This is a genomic window from Saccharomonospora sp. NPDC046836 (genome assembly GCF_040645195.1).
GTDB lineage: Bacteria > Actinomycetota > Actinomycetes > Mycobacteriales > Pseudonocardiaceae > Prauserella_A.
The window spans coordinates 1-16,786 of record NZ_JBEYXW010000038.1; the positions used below are offsets into that span (position 1 = coordinate 1).

Annotated in this window: 20 protein-coding genes and 1 pseudogene; 9 read left to right on the top strand and 12 right to left on the bottom strand. The window is 66.5% G+C overall.

Annotated elements, in window-relative coordinates:
- Nucleotides 1-195, top strand: a 195-nt coding sequence (locus ABZ863_RS29460; protein WP_358542204.1) for a DUF305 domain-containing protein, incomplete at its 5' end; no start/stop codon positions are given.
- Between the two features lie 90 nt (nucleotides 196-285).
- Here the strand turns inward: ABZ863_RS29460 and ABZ863_RS29465 are convergent.
- The 3 genes and pseudogenes from ABZ863_RS29465 to ABZ863_RS29475 all read right to left on the bottom strand — a co-directional run.
- The gene (locus ABZ863_RS29465) at nucleotides 286-534 is read right to left on the bottom strand and encodes an SHOCT domain-containing protein (RefSeq protein WP_358542207.1); all 249 of its coding nucleotides are present in this window, start codon (nucleotides 532-534) and stop codon (nucleotides 286-288) included.
- A 54-nt stretch (nucleotides 535-588) separates the two neighbouring features.
- Nucleotides 589-831 (bottom strand): hypothetical protein, encoded by a 243-nt coding sequence (locus ABZ863_RS29470; RefSeq protein WP_358542210.1) that lies wholly within the window; start codon nucleotides 829-831, stop codon nucleotides 589-591.
- Nucleotides 832-1,286: 455 nt separating this feature from the next.
- Nucleotides 1,287-1,502: pseudogene (locus tag ABZ863_RS29475) on the bottom strand (hypothetical protein); the annotation flags it as partial.
- Nucleotides 1,503-1,641: 139 nt separating this feature from the next.
- Between ABZ863_RS29475 and ABZ863_RS29480 the strand changes: the two are divergent.
- Entirely contained in the window at nucleotides 1,642-2,274 is a 633-nt protein-coding gene (locus ABZ863_RS29480; RefSeq protein ID WP_358542213.1) for a site-specific integrase, read from the top strand.
- 106 nt (nucleotides 2,275-2,380) lie between these two features.
- Here ABZ863_RS29480 and ABZ863_RS29485 read toward each other — a convergent pair whose 3' ends face one another.
- Complete coding sequence (locus ABZ863_RS29485; RefSeq protein ID WP_358542216.1) at nucleotides 2,381-2,893, bottom strand: hypothetical protein; 513 nt, start codon at nucleotides 2,891-2,893, stop codon at nucleotides 2,381-2,383.
- A gap of 250 nt (nucleotides 2,894-3,143) precedes the next feature.
- On the opposite strand from ABZ863_RS29485, the gene ABZ863_RS29490 reads away from it, so the two are divergent.
- The 6 genes from ABZ863_RS29490 (at nucleotide 3,144) to ABZ863_RS29515 (ending at nucleotide 7,312) form a co-directional block, all read left to right on the top strand.
- Nucleotides 3,144-3,611 (top strand): cupin domain-containing protein, encoded by a 468-nt coding sequence (locus tag ABZ863_RS29490; RefSeq protein ID WP_358542218.1) that lies wholly within the window; start codon nucleotides 3,144-3,146, stop codon nucleotides 3,609-3,611.
- Nucleotides 3,612-3,680: 69 nt separating this feature from the next.
- A complete protein-coding gene (locus tag ABZ863_RS29495; protein ID WP_358542221.1) occupies nucleotides 3,681-4,001 on the top strand; it encodes a DUF3870 domain-containing protein in 321 nt (106 codons plus the stop codon).
- A gap of 45 nt (nucleotides 4,002-4,046) precedes the next feature.
- Nucleotides 4,047-4,796 (top strand): isocitrate lyase/phosphoenolpyruvate mutase family protein, encoded by a 750-nt coding sequence (locus tag ABZ863_RS29500; RefSeq protein ID WP_358542224.1) that lies wholly within the window; start codon nucleotides 4,047-4,049, stop codon nucleotides 4,794-4,796.
- 38 nt (nucleotides 4,797-4,834) lie between these two features.
- Nucleotides 4,835-6,166 carry an MFS transporter gene (locus ABZ863_RS29505; RefSeq protein ID WP_358542227.1) on the top strand — a complete coding sequence of 444 codons (1,332 nt, stop codon included), beginning with the start codon at nucleotides 4,835-4,837 and terminating at the stop codon, nucleotides 6,164-6,166.
- Nucleotides 6,167-6,338: 172 nt separating this feature from the next.
- Entirely contained in the window at nucleotides 6,339-6,554 is a 216-nt protein-coding gene (locus tag ABZ863_RS29510) for a hypothetical protein (RefSeq protein WP_358542230.1), read from the top strand.
- Nucleotides 6,551-7,312 carry an SDR family NAD(P)-dependent oxidoreductase gene (locus ABZ863_RS29515; protein WP_358542233.1) on the top strand — a complete coding sequence of 254 codons (762 nt, stop codon included), beginning with the start codon at nucleotides 6,551-6,553 and terminating at the stop codon, nucleotides 7,310-7,312. Before ABZ863_RS29510 ends, ABZ863_RS29515 begins: the two co-directional genes overlap by 4 nt.
- Nucleotides 7,313-7,522: 210 nt before the next feature.
- Here ABZ863_RS29515 and ABZ863_RS29520 read toward each other — a convergent pair whose 3' ends face one another.
- From ABZ863_RS29520 to ABZ863_RS29555, 8 genes are all read right to left on the bottom strand, one after another.
- Entirely contained in the window at nucleotides 7,523-7,810 is a 288-nt protein-coding gene (locus ABZ863_RS29520) for a hypothetical protein (RefSeq protein WP_358542236.1), read from the bottom strand.
- A 246-nt stretch (nucleotides 7,811-8,056) separates the two neighbouring features.
- A complete protein-coding gene (locus ABZ863_RS29525) occupies nucleotides 8,057-8,737 on the bottom strand; it encodes an ATP-binding cassette domain-containing protein (protein WP_358542239.1) in 681 nt (226 codons plus the stop codon).
- Complete coding sequence (locus tag ABZ863_RS29530; protein WP_358542242.1) at nucleotides 8,737-9,678, bottom strand: ABC transporter ATP-binding protein; 942 nt, start codon at nucleotides 9,676-9,678, stop codon at nucleotides 8,737-8,739. Before ABZ863_RS29530 ends, ABZ863_RS29525 begins: the two co-directional genes overlap by 1 nt.
- Complete coding sequence (locus ABZ863_RS29535; protein ID WP_358542245.1) at nucleotides 9,675-10,610, bottom strand: ABC transporter permease; 936 nt, start codon at nucleotides 10,608-10,610, stop codon at nucleotides 9,675-9,677. Before ABZ863_RS29535 ends, ABZ863_RS29530 begins: the two co-directional genes overlap by 4 nt.
- The gene (locus tag ABZ863_RS29540; RefSeq protein ID WP_358542247.1) at nucleotides 10,603-11,535 is read right to left on the bottom strand and encodes an ABC transporter permease; all 933 of its coding nucleotides are present in this window, start codon (nucleotides 11,533-11,535) and stop codon (nucleotides 10,603-10,605) included. Before ABZ863_RS29540 ends, ABZ863_RS29535 begins: the two co-directional genes overlap by 8 nt.
- A gap of 96 nt (nucleotides 11,536-11,631) precedes the next feature.
- Nucleotides 11,632-13,257, bottom strand: a complete 1,626-nt coding sequence (locus ABZ863_RS29545) for an ABC transporter substrate-binding protein (protein WP_358542250.1) — start codon at nucleotides 13,255-13,257, stop codon at nucleotides 11,632-11,634.
- Between the two features lie 161 nt (nucleotides 13,258-13,418).
- Nucleotides 13,419-14,051, bottom strand: coding sequence for a GAP family protein (locus ABZ863_RS29550; RefSeq protein ID WP_358542252.1), 633 nt, complete (start codon nucleotides 14,049-14,051; stop codon nucleotides 13,419-13,421).
- Between the two features lie 30 nt (nucleotides 14,052-14,081).
- Nucleotides 14,082-15,920 (bottom strand): glycoside hydrolase family 15 protein, encoded by a 1,839-nt coding sequence (locus ABZ863_RS29555; RefSeq protein WP_358542254.1) that lies wholly within the window; start codon nucleotides 15,918-15,920, stop codon nucleotides 14,082-14,084.
- A 132-nt stretch (nucleotides 15,921-16,052) separates the two neighbouring features.
- On the opposite strand from ABZ863_RS29555, the gene ABZ863_RS29560 reads away from it, so the two are divergent.
- Nucleotides 16,053-16,775, top strand: coding sequence for a DUF1269 domain-containing protein (locus ABZ863_RS29560; protein ID WP_358542256.1), 723 nt, complete (start codon nucleotides 16,053-16,055; stop codon nucleotides 16,773-16,775).
- Nucleotides 16,776-16,786 lie beyond the last annotated feature (11 nt).

A 16,786-nucleotide genomic window follows, 5' to 3' on the forward strand; every position in this document is an offset into this window, starting at 1 on the left:
CTCGCACAGGCCACGGCCCGGGAGCTCGACGAGCTGTGGCTACGCGCGATGATCGAGCACCACCAAGGCGCCGTCGAGATGGCCGAGGCTCAACTCCGCAATGGGAGTTACTTCCTGGCCACGGCATCTGCCCAGGACATCATCGACCGGCAGGGCAAAGAGATCGACGAAATGACCACGCTGCTGGGACAGTAGAGAAAACGTGGGCAGCAGATCGCCCGCCGCCTAGCAGCGTCGTGGACGGCCTGGCCGTTGACACGGAATTGGGATCTCGCGGCGGGTCGTTCACGACGCTCTCGAATGCGTACTGCTGCGCAGCGTGGCCAGCCGGTTCTGGTATTCCTGCTCGTCGATCTCCCCGCGAGCGAATCGCTCGGCCAGTACCTGTTCAGGCGTTGGACGCGGCGTGTCCGCTCGTTCAGGGCCCTGCGCAGCGCGAGTCAGGTAGCGGATCAGGGCTACCACGCCAAGGATTACCAGGGCCCAGAACAGCACCAAACCCACGGTCATGAGCGCGTATCCCCATCCGCTCATCCCGTTGCCGTACCAAAACATCATCGTGGGGTTCCTCACCTGAAATATTGATTCTTACTGCCTATCGCCGTGGCCTATGCCGCGCATCATCAGCGCCATCATCACGGTGCACATCACGGCCGCGATCAAGAAGCCGCTGTTCACCACGCCAGTCGCGACCAACGTGATCGCGATGGCGAGCATCGGGATGCAGCAGGCGATCATCATCCAGCGGTGTCCGTTGTGTCCTTTGGGTTTGCCCGGTTGAGGCCGATGCTGGTTGTCGGCCCGGTTGCGCGGGTCGTGTGAGGTGGTCATCAGGACCTCCTCAGCGAGGCCGGCCGATTGCGTGCCCCACAAACGTGCATGTCGCACCTCGTGTGTGCGCAGGTCCTTGCACCAATCACGGTCGTCCTCACCACAGCTGCGAATAGGGACCTCCTGCCCCCTGTGGGGTGCCCGAGGTCCCTACCCGGGGTGGGTATGCGCGCGAACAGTTGATAGTCGAGAGAGGTGAGCACGGTGATGGCGACATTGGGCAGGTCATCACCGGCTGCTGGCGCTTGTTGATCCCTGAGCGTGGCGCCAAGGAGTTGCTTATGTCGACCGTTGACCTCGTCGTCGTGGTCGCCGTTGCAGCCATCGCCGCCGTGGGGCGGTACTTCTTCGCCCTGCGTCGCGCCCGCGCGGCCGCGGTGAGCGGCGGGGTGCAGCGGGTCCAGGTCACTGTCCGGGGCGGCTACAGCCCGAATGTCATGGAGGTCCGCCAGGGCGTGCCGGTGGAGATCGAGTTCGATGTTGCTGACCGTCCGCCGTTCGATGCCGAACCGGTCACCGAGTTCGTACACCGTCGCGCCGGACCGGTAGTCGGCGATCAGTTGCTCAACTTGCTCGGGGCCGAGTTGCCGGGCGCGGCCGGGGCGGTCGCGCTTGATCGACCGCGGCTCGGGCGCGTCGAGGCTGGGAAGCTTCTCACGGAGCTCTTCCAGGGCCCTGACCTGGTCTTTTGTGTTCGAGTAAGGTCCCCTAACCTCCACAAACACCGATCTACCTGCGGAAACGCAGACTCGAACCGTCTCGACCAGCTTGCACAGCGCTCGGTGACACCCTCATTGGAGTGTTTCGAGCATGGAGACGAACCACCGGTTCTACCCCCTCGTCCGCGAGTTCCGCAGAACCCTCCGCGCCCAGAACAAGGCGCACCGCACCATCGGCAACCACCTCGAGTCCGTCGAACTCTTCGTAGCGTGGCTCGATCAGCAGTCCGTCCCACCAGACGATTGGGACGAGGTCGACAGCACGCACGTCAAGATGTGGCTCGCAGAGCTTCTCGACAAGCACAAGCCGTCCACCGTCGCCACCCGCTACGCGCAACTGCGCCAGTGGTTCAACTTCCTGGTCGGCGAGGAGATCATTGACGTGCACCCGATGGCGGATATGAAACCGCCGCACGTCCCCGGGGTGTTACTCCTCGGCATCGGATTCGTCCTCGATCGGCCAGCCGTCATCACCCAGCTCGACCAGGTCGGCACCCTGCTGGCTGTCGACGCGTCCTGCCTGCAGGTTGGCCGCAACATCGTCCAGAAGCCATTTGCGTTCGCCGCAAAGCGACAGTACGGGTGCGGCTCGCTGCCCCACGTCGCGGGGTGGCCCCACCGGATCTTCGACTCGATGTCGGACAGGGGTTCCCACGCCCACTGGCCCTCGGCCTCGGTGGGGTTCCAGTGCTGCCCGGCGGAGCGCTCGAACATCCGAGTGTAGTCGGCATAGATGTCTACTGTGGACGGCATCGTGGCGACCTCCGATGTGTCGCCACGACCATCGAGTCAGCGTGTCACTCGCCCCATTGCCTTGCGCGGCAAGGAGATCAGCCGATCGGGACCATCATCGCCGTCACCCGCCCGAAGTAGAATGCAGGGTTGAGACCGTCGGTCGAGACCAGGCTCGACGCGTGCTCCGCGCGCACATGCACGGCGCCTGTCGGGGTTCCGGAGAACAGGTGGTGAGGCGACATCGACCAGCGCCGCCTGGACTGGCCCAGGTTGTTCGTGTTGCCGACCTGGTCACGGGATGGTTCTCCGTTGCTCCACGTGGTGCCCCCGTCGAGGGAGATCGAGACACGCATGCTGACGTAGGCGCCGGTGGCCGAGTCGTTGAGGCCAGTGCCCATTCCCCACCCGACGATCGCGGCGACACGCGCCCGAAGGTCGGCCAGCTGCGCCGACGCGGACCCCGTCGTCACGTTCGACCCGGTGCCCACGCCCGTGCCGAGCCGGTCGGCCAGCCGCTGATTGCCGATTCCCCCGACTGTGGTGCTGGTGCACGATGCACCTCTCGTCGGCTGCGGGGCAGGGTGTCCATTGTGGAGTGTCGTGGGCATCCAGAGCGCCCCGTCGCGTCACCCCGCGCCTGACGCACCAACAGCCTGATCCGAGCCTCCCACGATCGGCCTCTTGCGGCGTCCGGTGCGGCGTGCCTATCATGCCTTCCACCAATAGCGGAAGCCGACGATGTGGCGCTGGCGAGCAGGAGCTCGCTCCACACCCATCATGAGTGGCTTCCTCTCCCTTGGTCGCGTCGCAGCTCGCGCCGCGGTTGAGTTCGCGCTGACGCGACAAAGGGAGATTTTGGTGTCCATCTATGTTTCTGGTGATTCCGTTCCCGATGCCGTCGCGGCTGTCGGCGACTCGACGCTCCGTACGCGCGCCGTGTACGGGAACTCGTCGTCGCTGATGATCGCGACGCGTCCCGCCGGTTATCACTCCGAGCCACACACCCACGCCTGCGAGCAGCTGAACTGGCTCAAGGACGGGGAGCTCTGGATCTTCATCGGCGATCGCGCATTCCAGCTGAAGGCCGGAGACTTCCTGCGGATTCCCGCAGGAGAGGTGCACTGGGCCTGGAACAAGTCCGAACTGCCCTGCACCGTGGTCGAGGTGCACACGCCGGGCATGCAGCACGATCCGACCATCTCCGGTTTCGCTGTCGGCTTGCACGACAACGGGGAAACACCGGATTTCCTGGGCTCGCCCGTCAACGAGTTCCTTCCGCCGGACTCCGGCTTCGACCCGGGCATCGCGGAACAGAAAGCGGTGTGAGCCATGTCCATCACCGTCCTCACCGCGCCGCGGCTTGGAACAGGCCCAGTGCGATGCGAAACTACCGCAATGAACGCCTCCCGCAGTGTGATCGTCGTCGGCTACGCGAAGGCGCCGAAGGTCTCCGCTGTCAGGGCCATCAACGAATACGTCTCTGTCACCCTGCGGCTCGACAGCGACACCGGTGAGATCACCGAGGTGGACTCCAGCGCGGTCAGCCACCTCGTGCGCAACTGGCTCTCCGAGTTGCTGGTCGGCGTCGACTTCACCGGTGACATCTCAGCGGTGCTGGCTCAGATCGAGAGCAACTACCTCAGCAACGCCGCGGCCTCGGTCAAGCAGGCCGTCTGGGACGCGTGGTGCCGCTACGCGGCGTATCGGGCGAAGTAGCCCCGCCCTCAACGTCACGTCATCGACCCGGCGCACGGAGTCGCAATGCATGCTCACACTCGTTCTGTCCTGTCCGGCCCCAGCGCTCTGCGGGCCGCGCTGGAAACCGCCCCGGTCATCGTTCCTGGCTGTCACGATCCGCTCTCGGCGAGGCACGCCGCCAACGCCGGTGCACACGCCGTCTTCGTGTCCGGCGGGGCGGTGGGGCGCGGGCGGTTCAACGCGCCTGCGGTTCCGCGCGACGGTGCCGCCGTCTACACCGACTATGTGCGGCACATCTGTGCCAGCGTGTCGATACCGGTCATCGTGGACGGTGAAGACGGCTTCGGTGACCCGGTCGGCACGTGCTCCCGGCTGGCGGAGGCCGGAGCCGCCGCGGTGATCGTCGCCGACACGCCGGCGGACGGCGGCCCGCCCAGGGACATGACCGCCACGATCACCCGCGTCCGCGCCGAACTCGACGTGGCGCTCGTCGCTCGCGCCGACGGCCTCGAGCAGGACCCCGCCGGCTGCCGCGACCGGCTCCACCAGTACTGCGACGCGGGCGCCGATCTGGTCATGCCACTGCTGAACACGGTGCTGCGGCAACCACCGGAACAGCTGGCGGCCACGCTCACCGCACTCGCCGAGAACACCGCGCCGAAGCTGGTCCTGCACTCCCCACTCGGGCGCGAGCTGCCACCGCCGCACCAGCTTCCCAAAGGCATCGCCGCCGTGCTCGTCACGGCTGTGGCCTTGCCGCCCTCCCCCGAACATCTCGCCACCGTGCTGGAGCACGGACGGCTGCCGGGCTAGCCATAGCGGGCACGCCAGGTTGACAAGGAGGTCAACTGATGACGACAACCACGGACATCGGCACCAGAACCGTCCGCAAAGTCCTCCGTAGGTTCCTGCCGATCTTGATCCTCTGCTATTTCGCGCTCTACCTCGACCGACTCAACCTCTCGGTCGCCGCGTTGACCATGAACGACGAACTCGGCATCACCCCGGCCATCTACGGGCTCGTCGCCGGCGTCTTCTTTTGGACGTACTCGCTGTTCGAGATCCCGAGCAACTACATCGTCTCCCGGGTGGGCGTCAGGGTCTGGGTCGCCCGCATCATCGTCAGCTGGGGCCTGGTCACCATGATCACCGCCGCAGCCGCCGGCCCGGGCAGCCTCGTGGTGCTCAGGTTGCTACTCGGCGTGGCCGAGGCCGGGTTCTCGCCCGCGATGCTGTTCTTCCTCGCGTCGTGGATCCCGTCCTCCCGGCGTGCCGCGGCGATCTCGCTGATGATCGTGTCCGTCCCGCTCTCCGGCATCGGCACCCCCATCTCGATGCACATCATCGACGCGATGGAAGGCGTCGCGGGCATGTCCGGCTGGCGGTGGATGTTCCTCATCACCGGATTGCCACCGGTGATCCTGGGCTATTTCTTCTACCGCATCATCCGCAATCGGCCCGCCGACGCCCAGTTCCTCAACCCCGATGAGCGGGCCTGGCTCGAGAGCGAACTCGCCAAGGAGCGGACGTCGCTCGGCGGCGAAGCCAAACATTCCTTCTTTCGCGGTCTCGCCAATCCGCGCGTCGCGGCGCTCGTGGTGGTGTACATCCTGTACGCGTTCAGCCTTTTCGGCTACCAATTCTTCATCCCGCAGATCCTCAAACAGTTCGGGCTGTCGAATATCGCGGTCGGGTGGGTCGCCCTGATTCCACCGCTGCTGGCGGTCGGACCGATGCTGTGGTGGTGCCGTCACTCTGACCGGAAGCAGGAGCGGATCCGGCACTTCGCCATCACAGGTGTCCTCGCCGCCGTGGGGTTCTGCGTCGCCGGGCTGTTCCTGCACGAGCCGTTCGTGGCCTTCGTCGGGTTCTGCCTCGCGGGGATCGGGCTGTACTGCTGTATGCCGATCCAGCTGTCGATCCCGTCGACGTTCCTCTCCGGGGCGGCGCTGGCGGCGGGGCTGGCCACCATCAACGGGCTCGGCAATATCGGCGGCTACTTCGGTCCTCAGGTGACGGGCATCATCCGCGAGGCGACCGGCGGATTCCCCGTGGCTGTGCTGGTGCTGAGCGCGGCGATCCTGGCGTCAGCGCTGCTGGCGCTGCTTGTGGACCGCCGGATCCGGCGCGGCCGTGAGACCGAGTCCGCTGCCGGTGCACGCGATGTTGTCTCCACCTCATGAACGTGAATGAGCCGCTGATCGTCGTGACTCGCCGCTGGCCGGCGGTGGCGGAGGACGAGCTGTGCGCACGCTATCGGCACGTGGTGCTCAACGCCACAGATCAACCGCTCGGGATGGGCCGCATCGGCCAGGCGGCCGCCCACCGCGCGCATTTCGGCTTCGGCATGGGGTGGTGTATTTCAGCCGCTCCGAGATATCCGCGCACGGCATACCCACCGCCCGCCGGCTCGACACCATTGAGGATGTGCTCGCCGAAGCCGATTTCGTCACGCCGCACGTGCCCGGCGAGGGCAACAGGCGGGTGCTCGCCAACCTGGAAGCCTTCCTCGCCGGCGAAGATCCACCAGACTGGGCGTGTGGCCCGCTCAAGGAGGTTGTGACGACATGACCCGACCATCGCCTTCGGTGACCGTGGTAACCGGTGCGGCGAGCGGCATTGGTGCCGCCGTAGCCCGGCGCCTCGCTCGGCCGGACGGCACACTGCTGTTGTTCGACCGGGCCGAGTCCGTCACGGACCTCGCGGGCGAGCTGTCCGGCCAGGGCACCCCCGCCGAGTCGGTCGTATGCGACGTTGGCGACGCGCACGCGCTGCGTGACCGTCTCGCCGACATCGAAGAACGACACGGCCGGTGTGATGTGCTGGTCAACAACGCTGGTATCCACCCCAGAGCGGCCGACGGTTCGGCGTTCCCCATCACGGAAACCCCGGACGACGCCTGGCAAGCCGCCATGGCTGTCAACCTCACCGCCCCGTTCACATTGTGCCGCTGGGCATTGCGGTTGATGAGCCCGCACGGCTGGGGCCGCATCGTCAACATCTCGTCCATGGCAGCTCGCCGCTACGTTCCCGGGGTCGGTGCCTATTACGCCGCGACCAAGGCGGGGCTCATCGGGTTCACCCGGGTCCTCGCCGGGGAGGGCGGGCCGTGCGGTGTCACCGCGAACTGCATCGCGCCCGGCAAGATCAGCACCCCGTTCTACGCCGCCGCGAACCGGCCGAACCCACAGGACGAACTACGTGGGATTCCGTTGGGGCGCCTTGGTACCGCGGACGAAATAGCCGACGTCGCGGCGTTTCTCGTCACTCCGCAGGCGAGTTACCTCACCGGGGCGGTGCTGGACGTCACGGGCGGAATGATGGGCTGAGCCCAATGCCGGTCGTTTAGGTGGTCTTGGCTGGTCGGCGTCGGTGTCCGGTCTTGCCGGGTGCGGTGATGGCCACCGCTGAGCGGGATGGCCTGCTGTTCTGAGGGTGCTGGCGATGCCGTGCCCGATTCTTTCTAGGGCACCTAACCTTAGTCCTTTGTGGACCTTAGTCAAGTTGCTATTCAGTAGGTGGAGGAAATCTGGAGCAGTTCATGATCGCCTACGAAATGGGTCACGAGAGACGGTGAGCAGCAGGGCGGCCTGGGCAGGAGCCAGTCCTCGGTCGCTCATCATCGGGACAAGGTGGATCTGGATCCCGACCACCACGATGCCGACGAGGCCCAGGCCCAGGGTGATCAGCCAGAAGTGTCGGCTGCGGAGTGCTTCGGCGAAGGTGAGTCCGAGCACGATGTACGCGGGACGCCAGCCGAAGTTCCCGATGAGGGAGCTCGCCAGGATCGGCAAGAGGGAGGCGCCGAGACCGGTGACGCCTGCCATGATGCCGATCGCGAGCGCGCTTGTTGTCGAACCGGCTGACCAGCGCCTCCGTGAACGGGATCGCGGTCCCGGCTCCGAACAGGCCGAGGAAGGTGACGACACAACTCACGATCGCTTTCGCGCGTAGCCCCATGTCCGCACCGCTACCCAGGCGTCGTTCCACCTCGGGCACCAGGTTCTCACAGCAGCGAAGATGCTTCTCGATAGCGCGCGCTCGCAGGGAAGGAGTCCGGTACATCATCCACATCAGGGTGCGGCCGTCAGTAGCGCCGGCAACGCAGTCACAGTGGCGCAGGCGGCGTCGAGCAGGGCGCGGTCGTGCGAGGCGATCAGTGCCGCGGCGCCGTGTGCGACGCGGTCGGTGATGACCCGCATGATTACGGCGGTGGTGGGAGCGTCGAGCATGGCGGTGGGTTCGTCGCAGAGCAGGATCGACGGATCGATGGCGAGGGCTCTGGCGAGGCAGGCACGTTGTAGCTGTCCGTCGGACACTTGGTGCGGGAGGCGGTCGAGAAGGTCGTCGGTGAGTTGGACCAGCTCGGTGAGCTCCTTGATCTGGGCTGGATAGGCGGATGGCCGTGGGGTGCGGTGGCCGTCGCGGAATGAGAGCGGCTCGGCGATGATGTGACGCAATGTCAGCCGAGGGTTCGTTGACGTCCGCGGCGATTGCACGACGATGCCGATCTTCCGGCGCACGTGCGGGGGCACGGCAAAGCGGGTACCCGAGATGGGCTTGCCGTCGATCGTCACCGTCCCGGAGGCGGGCGGGAGCAGCAGCGCGGCGATGCGCAGCAACGTCGTCTTGCCCGATCCGGACGGGGCGACGAGCCCGACCGCGGTGCCGGCGGCGACGTCGAGACTCACCTCGTTCAGCACTGTGGCGTCGGTGCCGGGGTAGCGATAGGTCACCTCCTGCAAGGACAACATCAGGATTTCCCTCCCCGAGCGCAGGCAACGTAATGCCCTCGTGACCGACCTGACTCGGGCACCGGGACGCATGGCTCGCCGATGCGCTCATGCCACGCGCACACCCCCGCGTCAGCGTCCACAAGCGACGACGGTGCGCCGGCGGCGGGCTGGAGGCCGTTCTCGGGCAACGCCGCCAGGAGTGCTTGGGTGTAGTCGTGGCTCGGCGCGTTCAGCACCGTCGCGGCGGGGCCGACCTCGAGAAGCCGGCCCGCGTACATCACCGCGACGGTGTCCGCAGCTTCCCGTGCTGCCACCAGATCGTGGGTGATCAGGAGGACTGCGGCACCCCGTTCCGCGTGGTCACGTAGAGCCCGCAAGACCATCCGGGTCGTCTCCGGGTCCAGGGCCGACGTCGGCTCGTCGGCCACGACGACGGCTGGCCGCAACGCAAGAGTCATCGCCACCAGGACACGTTGAGCCATACCACCGGACAGCTCGTGGGGATACCGAGCGGACGTGCCGGCCGGAAGCCGAACCTGGTCCAGAATCGCGTCTACGTCCCCGGTTTCGGCGGGTAGCCCGTAGTGGCGCAGGGATTCCGTCACAGTGGCTCCCACCGTCCGGACCGGGTTCAGGTGAGTTGCGGCGGACTGTGGGATGAGCCCGATGCGATTGCCGCGAACCTGACGCAGGCCTGACTCGGGCAGCGCGAGCAGGTCCAGTCCCTCGAAGTAGATCGATCCTGCCGTGCTGGTGCCTGGTGGTAGCAGCCCCATGATGGCGAGCGCCAGTACGGACTTGCCGCATCCTGATTCGCCAACGATGGCTGTGACTCGTCCGGACTCCACCGGCAACGACAGTGCCTGGGATGCGTGGACCCAGCGGCGCGGCGTCCCTGGCAGCGGAATCCGGACCGACACGTCCTCCAGGGCGAGCGCTATGGACGGTGGAGGTGTCATCGGTTCACCTGCGCTTCCACTGCACGTTTGGGCATGGCGGCATCACGGAGGCGCCCGCCGATGCCCGCGATCGCCAGGCAGGTGGCGGTCAGCAAACCGGCCGGGAACACCAGCAACCACCAGCCGCCTGCCAAGATGCCCGACCTCGCGTCCTCCAGCAGGGTGCCCAACGACGGGTCGTTGGGCGCAAGCCCGACGCCGAGGAAGGACAGCGCGCTCTCATGCCACACGGCGTGGGGCAGGAGCAGGACCACAGCGATCAATGCCTGCGGCACGACGGCGGGAACGATGTGTGTCGCCCACACCTGCGTACGTGAAGCACCGGAGACCACCGCAGCGGCGACGTGCTCCCGGGTCCGGACGGACAGGATCTCCGAGCGGACGATCCGGGCGACCTGGGTCCAGTGAGTGAGCCCGATCGACACGATGATCGCCCACCACTGGCCACGCCACAGCGACGCGATGACGACTCCGAGCAGCAGGTGGGGCAGGGCGTTGGTCGCGTCGACCGCGCGCATGGTCACTTTGTCGACCCAGCCGCCGACCGAGGCGGCCACCGTCCCGATCAGCACACCGACGACCGTGGAGACGACGGCGGCTATCGCCGCGAGCAGCAGCGACACCTGGAGCGCCTGTGCACAGCGGACCAGAAGATCCCGGCCCAGCAGGTCGGTGCCCATCGGATGGTCGGGCGACGGCGCCGCGAGATAGCCGCCGAGATCGACGACCCGTGGGTCGACGTCGGTGAACAGCGGCACGACGACGGCGTACGTCACGACGACGCCGAGCACACCGACACAGAAAGCGATCGTGCGGCGGCTCCGCGGACGGCGCGGCTGCATCAACCGCCCGGATGGCCACGTGGGCACGGTCCGCCACTTCGCCGGCGACGTCATCGACCGGGGCGATGCGAGGACAGTTGGTTCAGACATCGACGACCCTCGGATCCACGTAGAGGTAGACAGAGTCTGCGATCAACGATCCGATCAGAACGGCCAGGCACGTCATCGTCGTCACGGCGGCAAGCAGCGGGAAGTCTCCACTCACCGCCGCGTCCACAGTGGCCGACGCCAGTCCTGGCCAGGAGAAGACCGCCTCGACCAGCAGAGCACCGGTCACGAGCTCGGGTAGCCGGGCACCGATCACTGTGACGAAGGGCAACAGCGCACCGGGGAGCGCGTGCCGCCACACCACGGTCCGGTCCGGCAACCCGCGACTGCGTGCCGCCGTCACGTGGTCTTCGGTCAATGCGGCCAGCACGGACGAACGCACGTTGAGCAGCAGCCACGGTACCTGGGAAAGGCCCAGTACCGACGCGGGAAGCACGATATGGCTGGCGATCGATCCTACGGTGGGATCGGCGCCGGCATCGGAGGCACCACCGACCGGCATACCCAGGCCCAGTGCGAAGATCGCGATGGCCACGAGCGCCACAACGAACGGCGGTATGCCCTGAAGCGCGTAACACAGGCCGGTGGCGAACCGGTCGGTCAGGGAGCCGGGGAACCTCGCCGCGCGGACACCCAGTGCGAGAGACAACACGATGGCGATCAGCAGCCCGGTCCCGGCCAAGAGCAAGGTGTAGGGGAGTCGATCGGTCAGGACCTCGGAGACCGGGAGGGCCAGCGATCGGGACTGGCCCCAATCCCAGTGCAGCACGACATCCCTCGCCCAGCTGGCCCAGATGGAGATCCACGAGTCATTGAGGCCCAGCTCTTCGGCGAGGATCTCTCGCTGCTCGACGCTGGTTTTCTCGTACCGTTCGCCGAGATAGGCGACAAGGGGGTTGAACGGGGAGATCGACGCGAGCCAGAAGGTCACCATGGAGACCGCCGTGGTGATCGGGACCGCGATCAACAGTCGTGTCGTGACGAGTCTCGCGACTCCGCGTCGTCGTCGGCGGCGCGGAACCGGGCGGCTCGTACCCGTTTCAGCGGGCGAGGTCATTTCCATTCAGGACGCACTCGTCCACTTGTCGATGTCGACCCACGGCCCCCAGGCCGTTCCGTGCTCATGCGGTTCGAGCAGGGTGGGCGTGCCGTTCCAGGCTTCGCCGACCGACTTCTTCTGTACGTAGGTGTGGTCGAGGAAGGCCAGCAGCACCATGGACGGGTCATCGAGGTAGAGGTCCTGGACCTTCTGGTAGGCCTCGACCCGCGCGTCGGTGTCCACCGAGATGCGGCCTTCGTGAAGGGCTGCGTCCATCTCCGGATCGGTGTATCGACTCGCGTTGTCGTAGAAGGCACCGGCCGCGGGGTAGGACGAGTGCAACGCCTTGTAGATCAGCGAGTCGACGTCGTACGGCGTGTCGCCACCACCGAGCAGGATCGCGTCCTGGCCTGCCCGCGGTTCGGCCTGGTCGAAGTCCACGCCTTCGATCGTGACGTCGAAGCCGAGCTTCAACGCCTCTGAGGCGAAGGCGGCGGAGAGGTCACGACGCAGCAAGTCGCTCGGCCGGTACATGAGCACGAACTCGGCGCGGACGCCGTCCTTGGCCCGGATGCCGTCTGCTCCTGCGAGCCAGCCGGCCTCGTCGAGCATGGCCTTCGCGTCCTCGGGCGCGTACGGGAAGACCGCATCGGGGTTGTAGTACTCGCCGTACTCCGGGGGAATGAAGGTGTGGGCCGGTCGGCCCTTACCGACCAGAACTCCCTCGATGATCGCTTCGCGGTCGATGCCGATGTTGAGCGCCTTGCGCACGGCCGGGTCGGACGTCACCGGGTTGTCCGCCGGCAGCGACAGCCCGCGCCAATCGGCCGACGTGGCCGAGATGACGTCGAAGTCGTCGTTGCTCTCGAAGATGGCCGCGAGCCGTGGAGGAAGCACCGATCCGTCGAACTCGCCGGCTGTCAAACGCTGCGCGCGGGTGTTGTCGTCGGCGGCCAGCACATAGGTGATCGTCTCGACCTCCGGAGCACCTGACCGGTACTCCTCATTCGCGACCAGGACAAGGCGATCCGTCGCGAACGACTCGACCAGATAGGGGCCGGTGCCGATCGGCTCCCGGTTGAGCGGCGAGTCCTCCACCTTCTGGCCTGCCATGATCGACTCCGACGGAGCGATGCCGATCAGCAGGGCGGTGCGAAACGATGTTTGCGGCTCCTCGAGCGTGAACTCGACGGTCATTTCGTCGACGGCTCTCACGCCTTCGAGGTTCACCAGGTCACCCGCGATCGGCGATGCGGTGGCCGGGTCGGCGATCGCCTCGTAGGTCGCCACCACGTCGCCGGCGTCGAGCGTGGAGCCGTCGGAGAACGTGACATCCGGGCGGATCGCCACGGTCCACGTCTTCGCGTCCCGGGAGATCGTCGGATCCTCGGCCGCGAGGTTCGGCACGAAATCGGGCAGCGTGTCGGCGCCGCCCTCGAGCGTGAGCAGCCCTTCGTTGGTTTTGCCCTTGCCAGTGTTGCCGAACCCGGCGATTGGGTTGAGCGACTCCGGGAGGGAGGCGGTCAGCAGAGAGATCCCCCTCGACGCGACGTCTCCGTCCGCCCCGTCTTCCGGCGCTCCACAGGCGGTCACCGCGAGCAAGCCGACGAAGCCGCCAGCAAGGAGGAGTCTTCGTTTCGTCCGAGACATCTGCGCCAACCTGGTGATCGGGAACAAGATGACCGGAGCATATATGTGTTCAGATGAACATATATAGGCGAGAGAGTGACGAGACGGCCAAATGCCACAGTCGTTGCAAAGCAGCCTGGGCGGTGATGCCGTGCGTCGTAGCCGCTCAGAGCTGATGTTCCTCACATGAGGTGGGCGATGCCCGAGCTGATGAGGTAGATGCCGAAGCCGGCCGCAACGATGATGATGATTGTGCGGCCGTGTTTTGCCAGCCAGGTGTTCACGGCGGTGACACCGCGAACCGTGCTGTCGGGCCAGACGAGGTGGGCGATGATCGGTATCTCGATCAGCAGCATGTAGATCGCGGCGACGAGGATGATGCTCAGCAAAGTCACCAGCAAGCTGGTGTGCGCCTTGGCGATGGAATGCAGCGAGGCCAAGTAAAGCGGTGACGGCGAGTACATGAAGATGCCGACAGCTAGTAGCCCGATCAGGCCGAGTTTGCGGTGCTTCTTGGCGGCTTTGGGTCCACGCGGCGGCCGGAAGTAGACCACCAGGGCGAAGGCCACCAGCAGGATGCCGATGGCGAGGTCGATCCAGGGTGGCACGGTGCGGTGTTTGGGGCTCTCGGCTCCGCTGCGTTGCAGCACCAGCACGAACGGAAAGCCAACGCCGAGGGTGATGAACACAGCGCCGATCAGGAAGGTCAGCGCCCGTCTTCTGGGGCGCGGGTTGGCCAGGAGGAACGCGATGAACAGCAGGGCAGGCGGGTAGATCGCCGCGCCGAACGCGGCGGGTACAGCTTCGGACAACATCGCTGCCACTACCGTCTGGGCCGTGGGCCGCTACGGCGTAGGGGCTGCCCGGCGGTTCAATGCCTCGTCCAGGGTGATGGCGGCGTCTATGAGGGCCAGGTGTGTGAAGGCTTGGGGGAAGTTGCCGATTTGTTCGCCGGTGAGGGCGATTTCTTCGGAGTACAGGCCGAGGTGGTTGGCGTAGGTGAGCATTTTCTCGAACGTCAGCCGGGCGTCGTCGAGTCGGCCTGCGCGGGCGAGCGCGTCGACGTACATGAACGTGCACAGGGAGAAGGTGCCCTCCGAGCCCCGCAGCCCGTCGGGTGAGGCGCTGGGGTTGTAGCGGTAGACCAGGCTGTCGGTGACCAGCTCGTCATCCATCGCGCGCAGGGTGGCGGTCCACATCGGGTCCTGCGGGGCGATGAGGCCGACCGTGGGCATCCGCAGCAGCGAAGAGTCCAGGACCTCGCTGCCGTAGTGCTGGACGAACGCCCGCCGGTGCGGGTTCCAGCCGGAGTCCATGATCTGGTCGTAGATGGCGTCTCGGGCTCGGGTCCAGTCGCCGAGGGCCGCAGGACGCCCGTTCGACGCGGCGAGCCGGATGCCGCGGTCGAAGGCCACCCAGCTCATCACGCGGCCGTAGGTGAAGGGCTCGCGGCCGCCGCGGGTCTCCCAGATGCCCTCTTCGGGCTGGTCCCAGTGATCGGCGAGCCAGTCCAGCATCTCGCGGATCGACAGCCAGCCTCGGTGTCCGATCTGCAGGCCCTCTCGGTCGGCGAAGAACAGGCTGTCCAGAGCCTCGCCGTAGATGTCGAGCTGGAGCTGGTCCGAGGCCCCGTTGCCGATCCGGACGGGGCGGGAGCCGCGGTAGCCGCCCCAATGCCCGATGGATTCCTCCTTCAGATCCGAGCTTCCGTCGACCCGGTACATGATGTTCAGCGGCCCTCCCTCACCGCCGACGTGCTCGTGGACCCGCTCACGCAGCCAGTTGCTGAACTGGGCCGACTCCTCGGTGAAGCCCAGCCGCAGCAGTGCGTAGATCGAGAACGACGCATCCCGGATCCAGGTGTAGCGGTAGTCCCAGTTGCGCTCGCCGCCGACCTGTTCGGGCAGCCCGGTGGTGGGGGCCGCGACCAGGCCACCGGTGGGGGCATACGTCATCAGTTTCAGCGTGATCGCCGAGCGCTGCAGGGTCTCCCGCCACCGACCCGTGTAGGTCGATTGGGCGACCCAGGAGCGCCAGAACGTCCCCGTGGTGTTCAACAATTCCTGGAATTCGGCGACCCGGATCTCCCGAGGGGGCCCGGCGGCGTCCGACTCCAGCACTATGCCCCGTACCTGGCCGGCCGCCAAGTCGATCGACACGTGCACGTCACCCTCGTGCACCCGCGCGTGTGCAAGTCGTGCGTCGTCGGGCTCGCGTACCGGGTGGAGGGTCAACGTCAGCGCGTCGGTGGCGAAGACCGCGCCGTGCTCGTCGAGGCGCAACTCGTGGGCCTGGCGCCCGTAGTCGAACCGCGGTGCGATGTCGATCTCGAAGCCCATCCGGCCGCGGGTGCAGCGCAGCATTCGGACGATGCGGTGGTTGCTGGTGGGTTCCCGCCCGGCTGGGGGCATGAAGTCGACGACCTCGCCCACGCCGGTCTCGGTGATGAAACGGGTGATGAGTATGGCGGTGTCCGGGAAGTACATCTGCTTGGACTCACTGGTCCGCCCCGTGGGCCGCACCCGGAGGTGGCCGCCGCGCTCGTCGTCCAGTAGCGCACCGAACACGCTCGGGGAGTCGAATCGTGGGCAGCAGAACCAGTCGATCGAGCCCGCGGTGCTGACCAGCGCTGCGGTCTGCAGATCTCCAATCAAGCCGTGGTCGGCGATGGCGGTCTCAGTCATGACTACCTCCAAGGCGGCTGTCGGTCGGCGGGCGTCGGCCATGTTCATAGGCACCACTTCCCGTCGCATCACCTGCCGCAGGTGAACCGCTGCGCACGGCGTTCGGCTTCGCCGAGGGCTTCGAGTGCCCCGATGCGCTGGCCGACGGAAATCAGCCGCGCCGCGCTGTCTCCGGTTCGTCGTGGCCAATGGTTTTCATCTTCGCTGGGTGATGAGTCACCGATGCGACGCGTTCGATACTGGCGCGGTCTGGTAGCCGATCGTCGAGTGAGGGACACGATGTCGAAACAGGGGAAGGACGTTCTTTACGTGATGGCAGCGGCGTATGACAACGTCGACGCCGCGGTGGCGGACTACGAGAGCGTCAAGCAGGTGTATCGCGCGATCAAGACTTCGCACAGTTTCGACGCCACGGTCATCGCCAAGGACGCCGACGGCACAGTGAAGATCGTGAAGAAGCACGAACAGCCCACCCGGCACGGTGGCGCGGTCGGGCTTGCCTGGGGCCTCGGCGTCGGGGTCGTCTCGGCGCTGTTCCCGCCGGTCGGCATTGGTCTCGCGACGGCAGGGGCCGGTGGCGCCGCGATCGGCGCGATAGCCGGCCACGTCAGTGGCGGCCTGTCCCGTCATGACCTGAAGGAACTGGGTGAAGCACTCGATGCCGGCACCGCTGGTCTGATCGTCGTCTACGAGACCAATCTGGCCGACCAGGTGGCGGCCAACATCAAGGCAGCCAACCGGATCGTGTCCAAGGCCACCGACATGGAGGCCGACCGGCTCGCGGCGGATATCAAGAAGGCTGAGACGGCTGCTGCACCCGAGCGGGCTGCAACTGTGTCTCCGAGCGGGGAGTGAGCCGGGCCGGC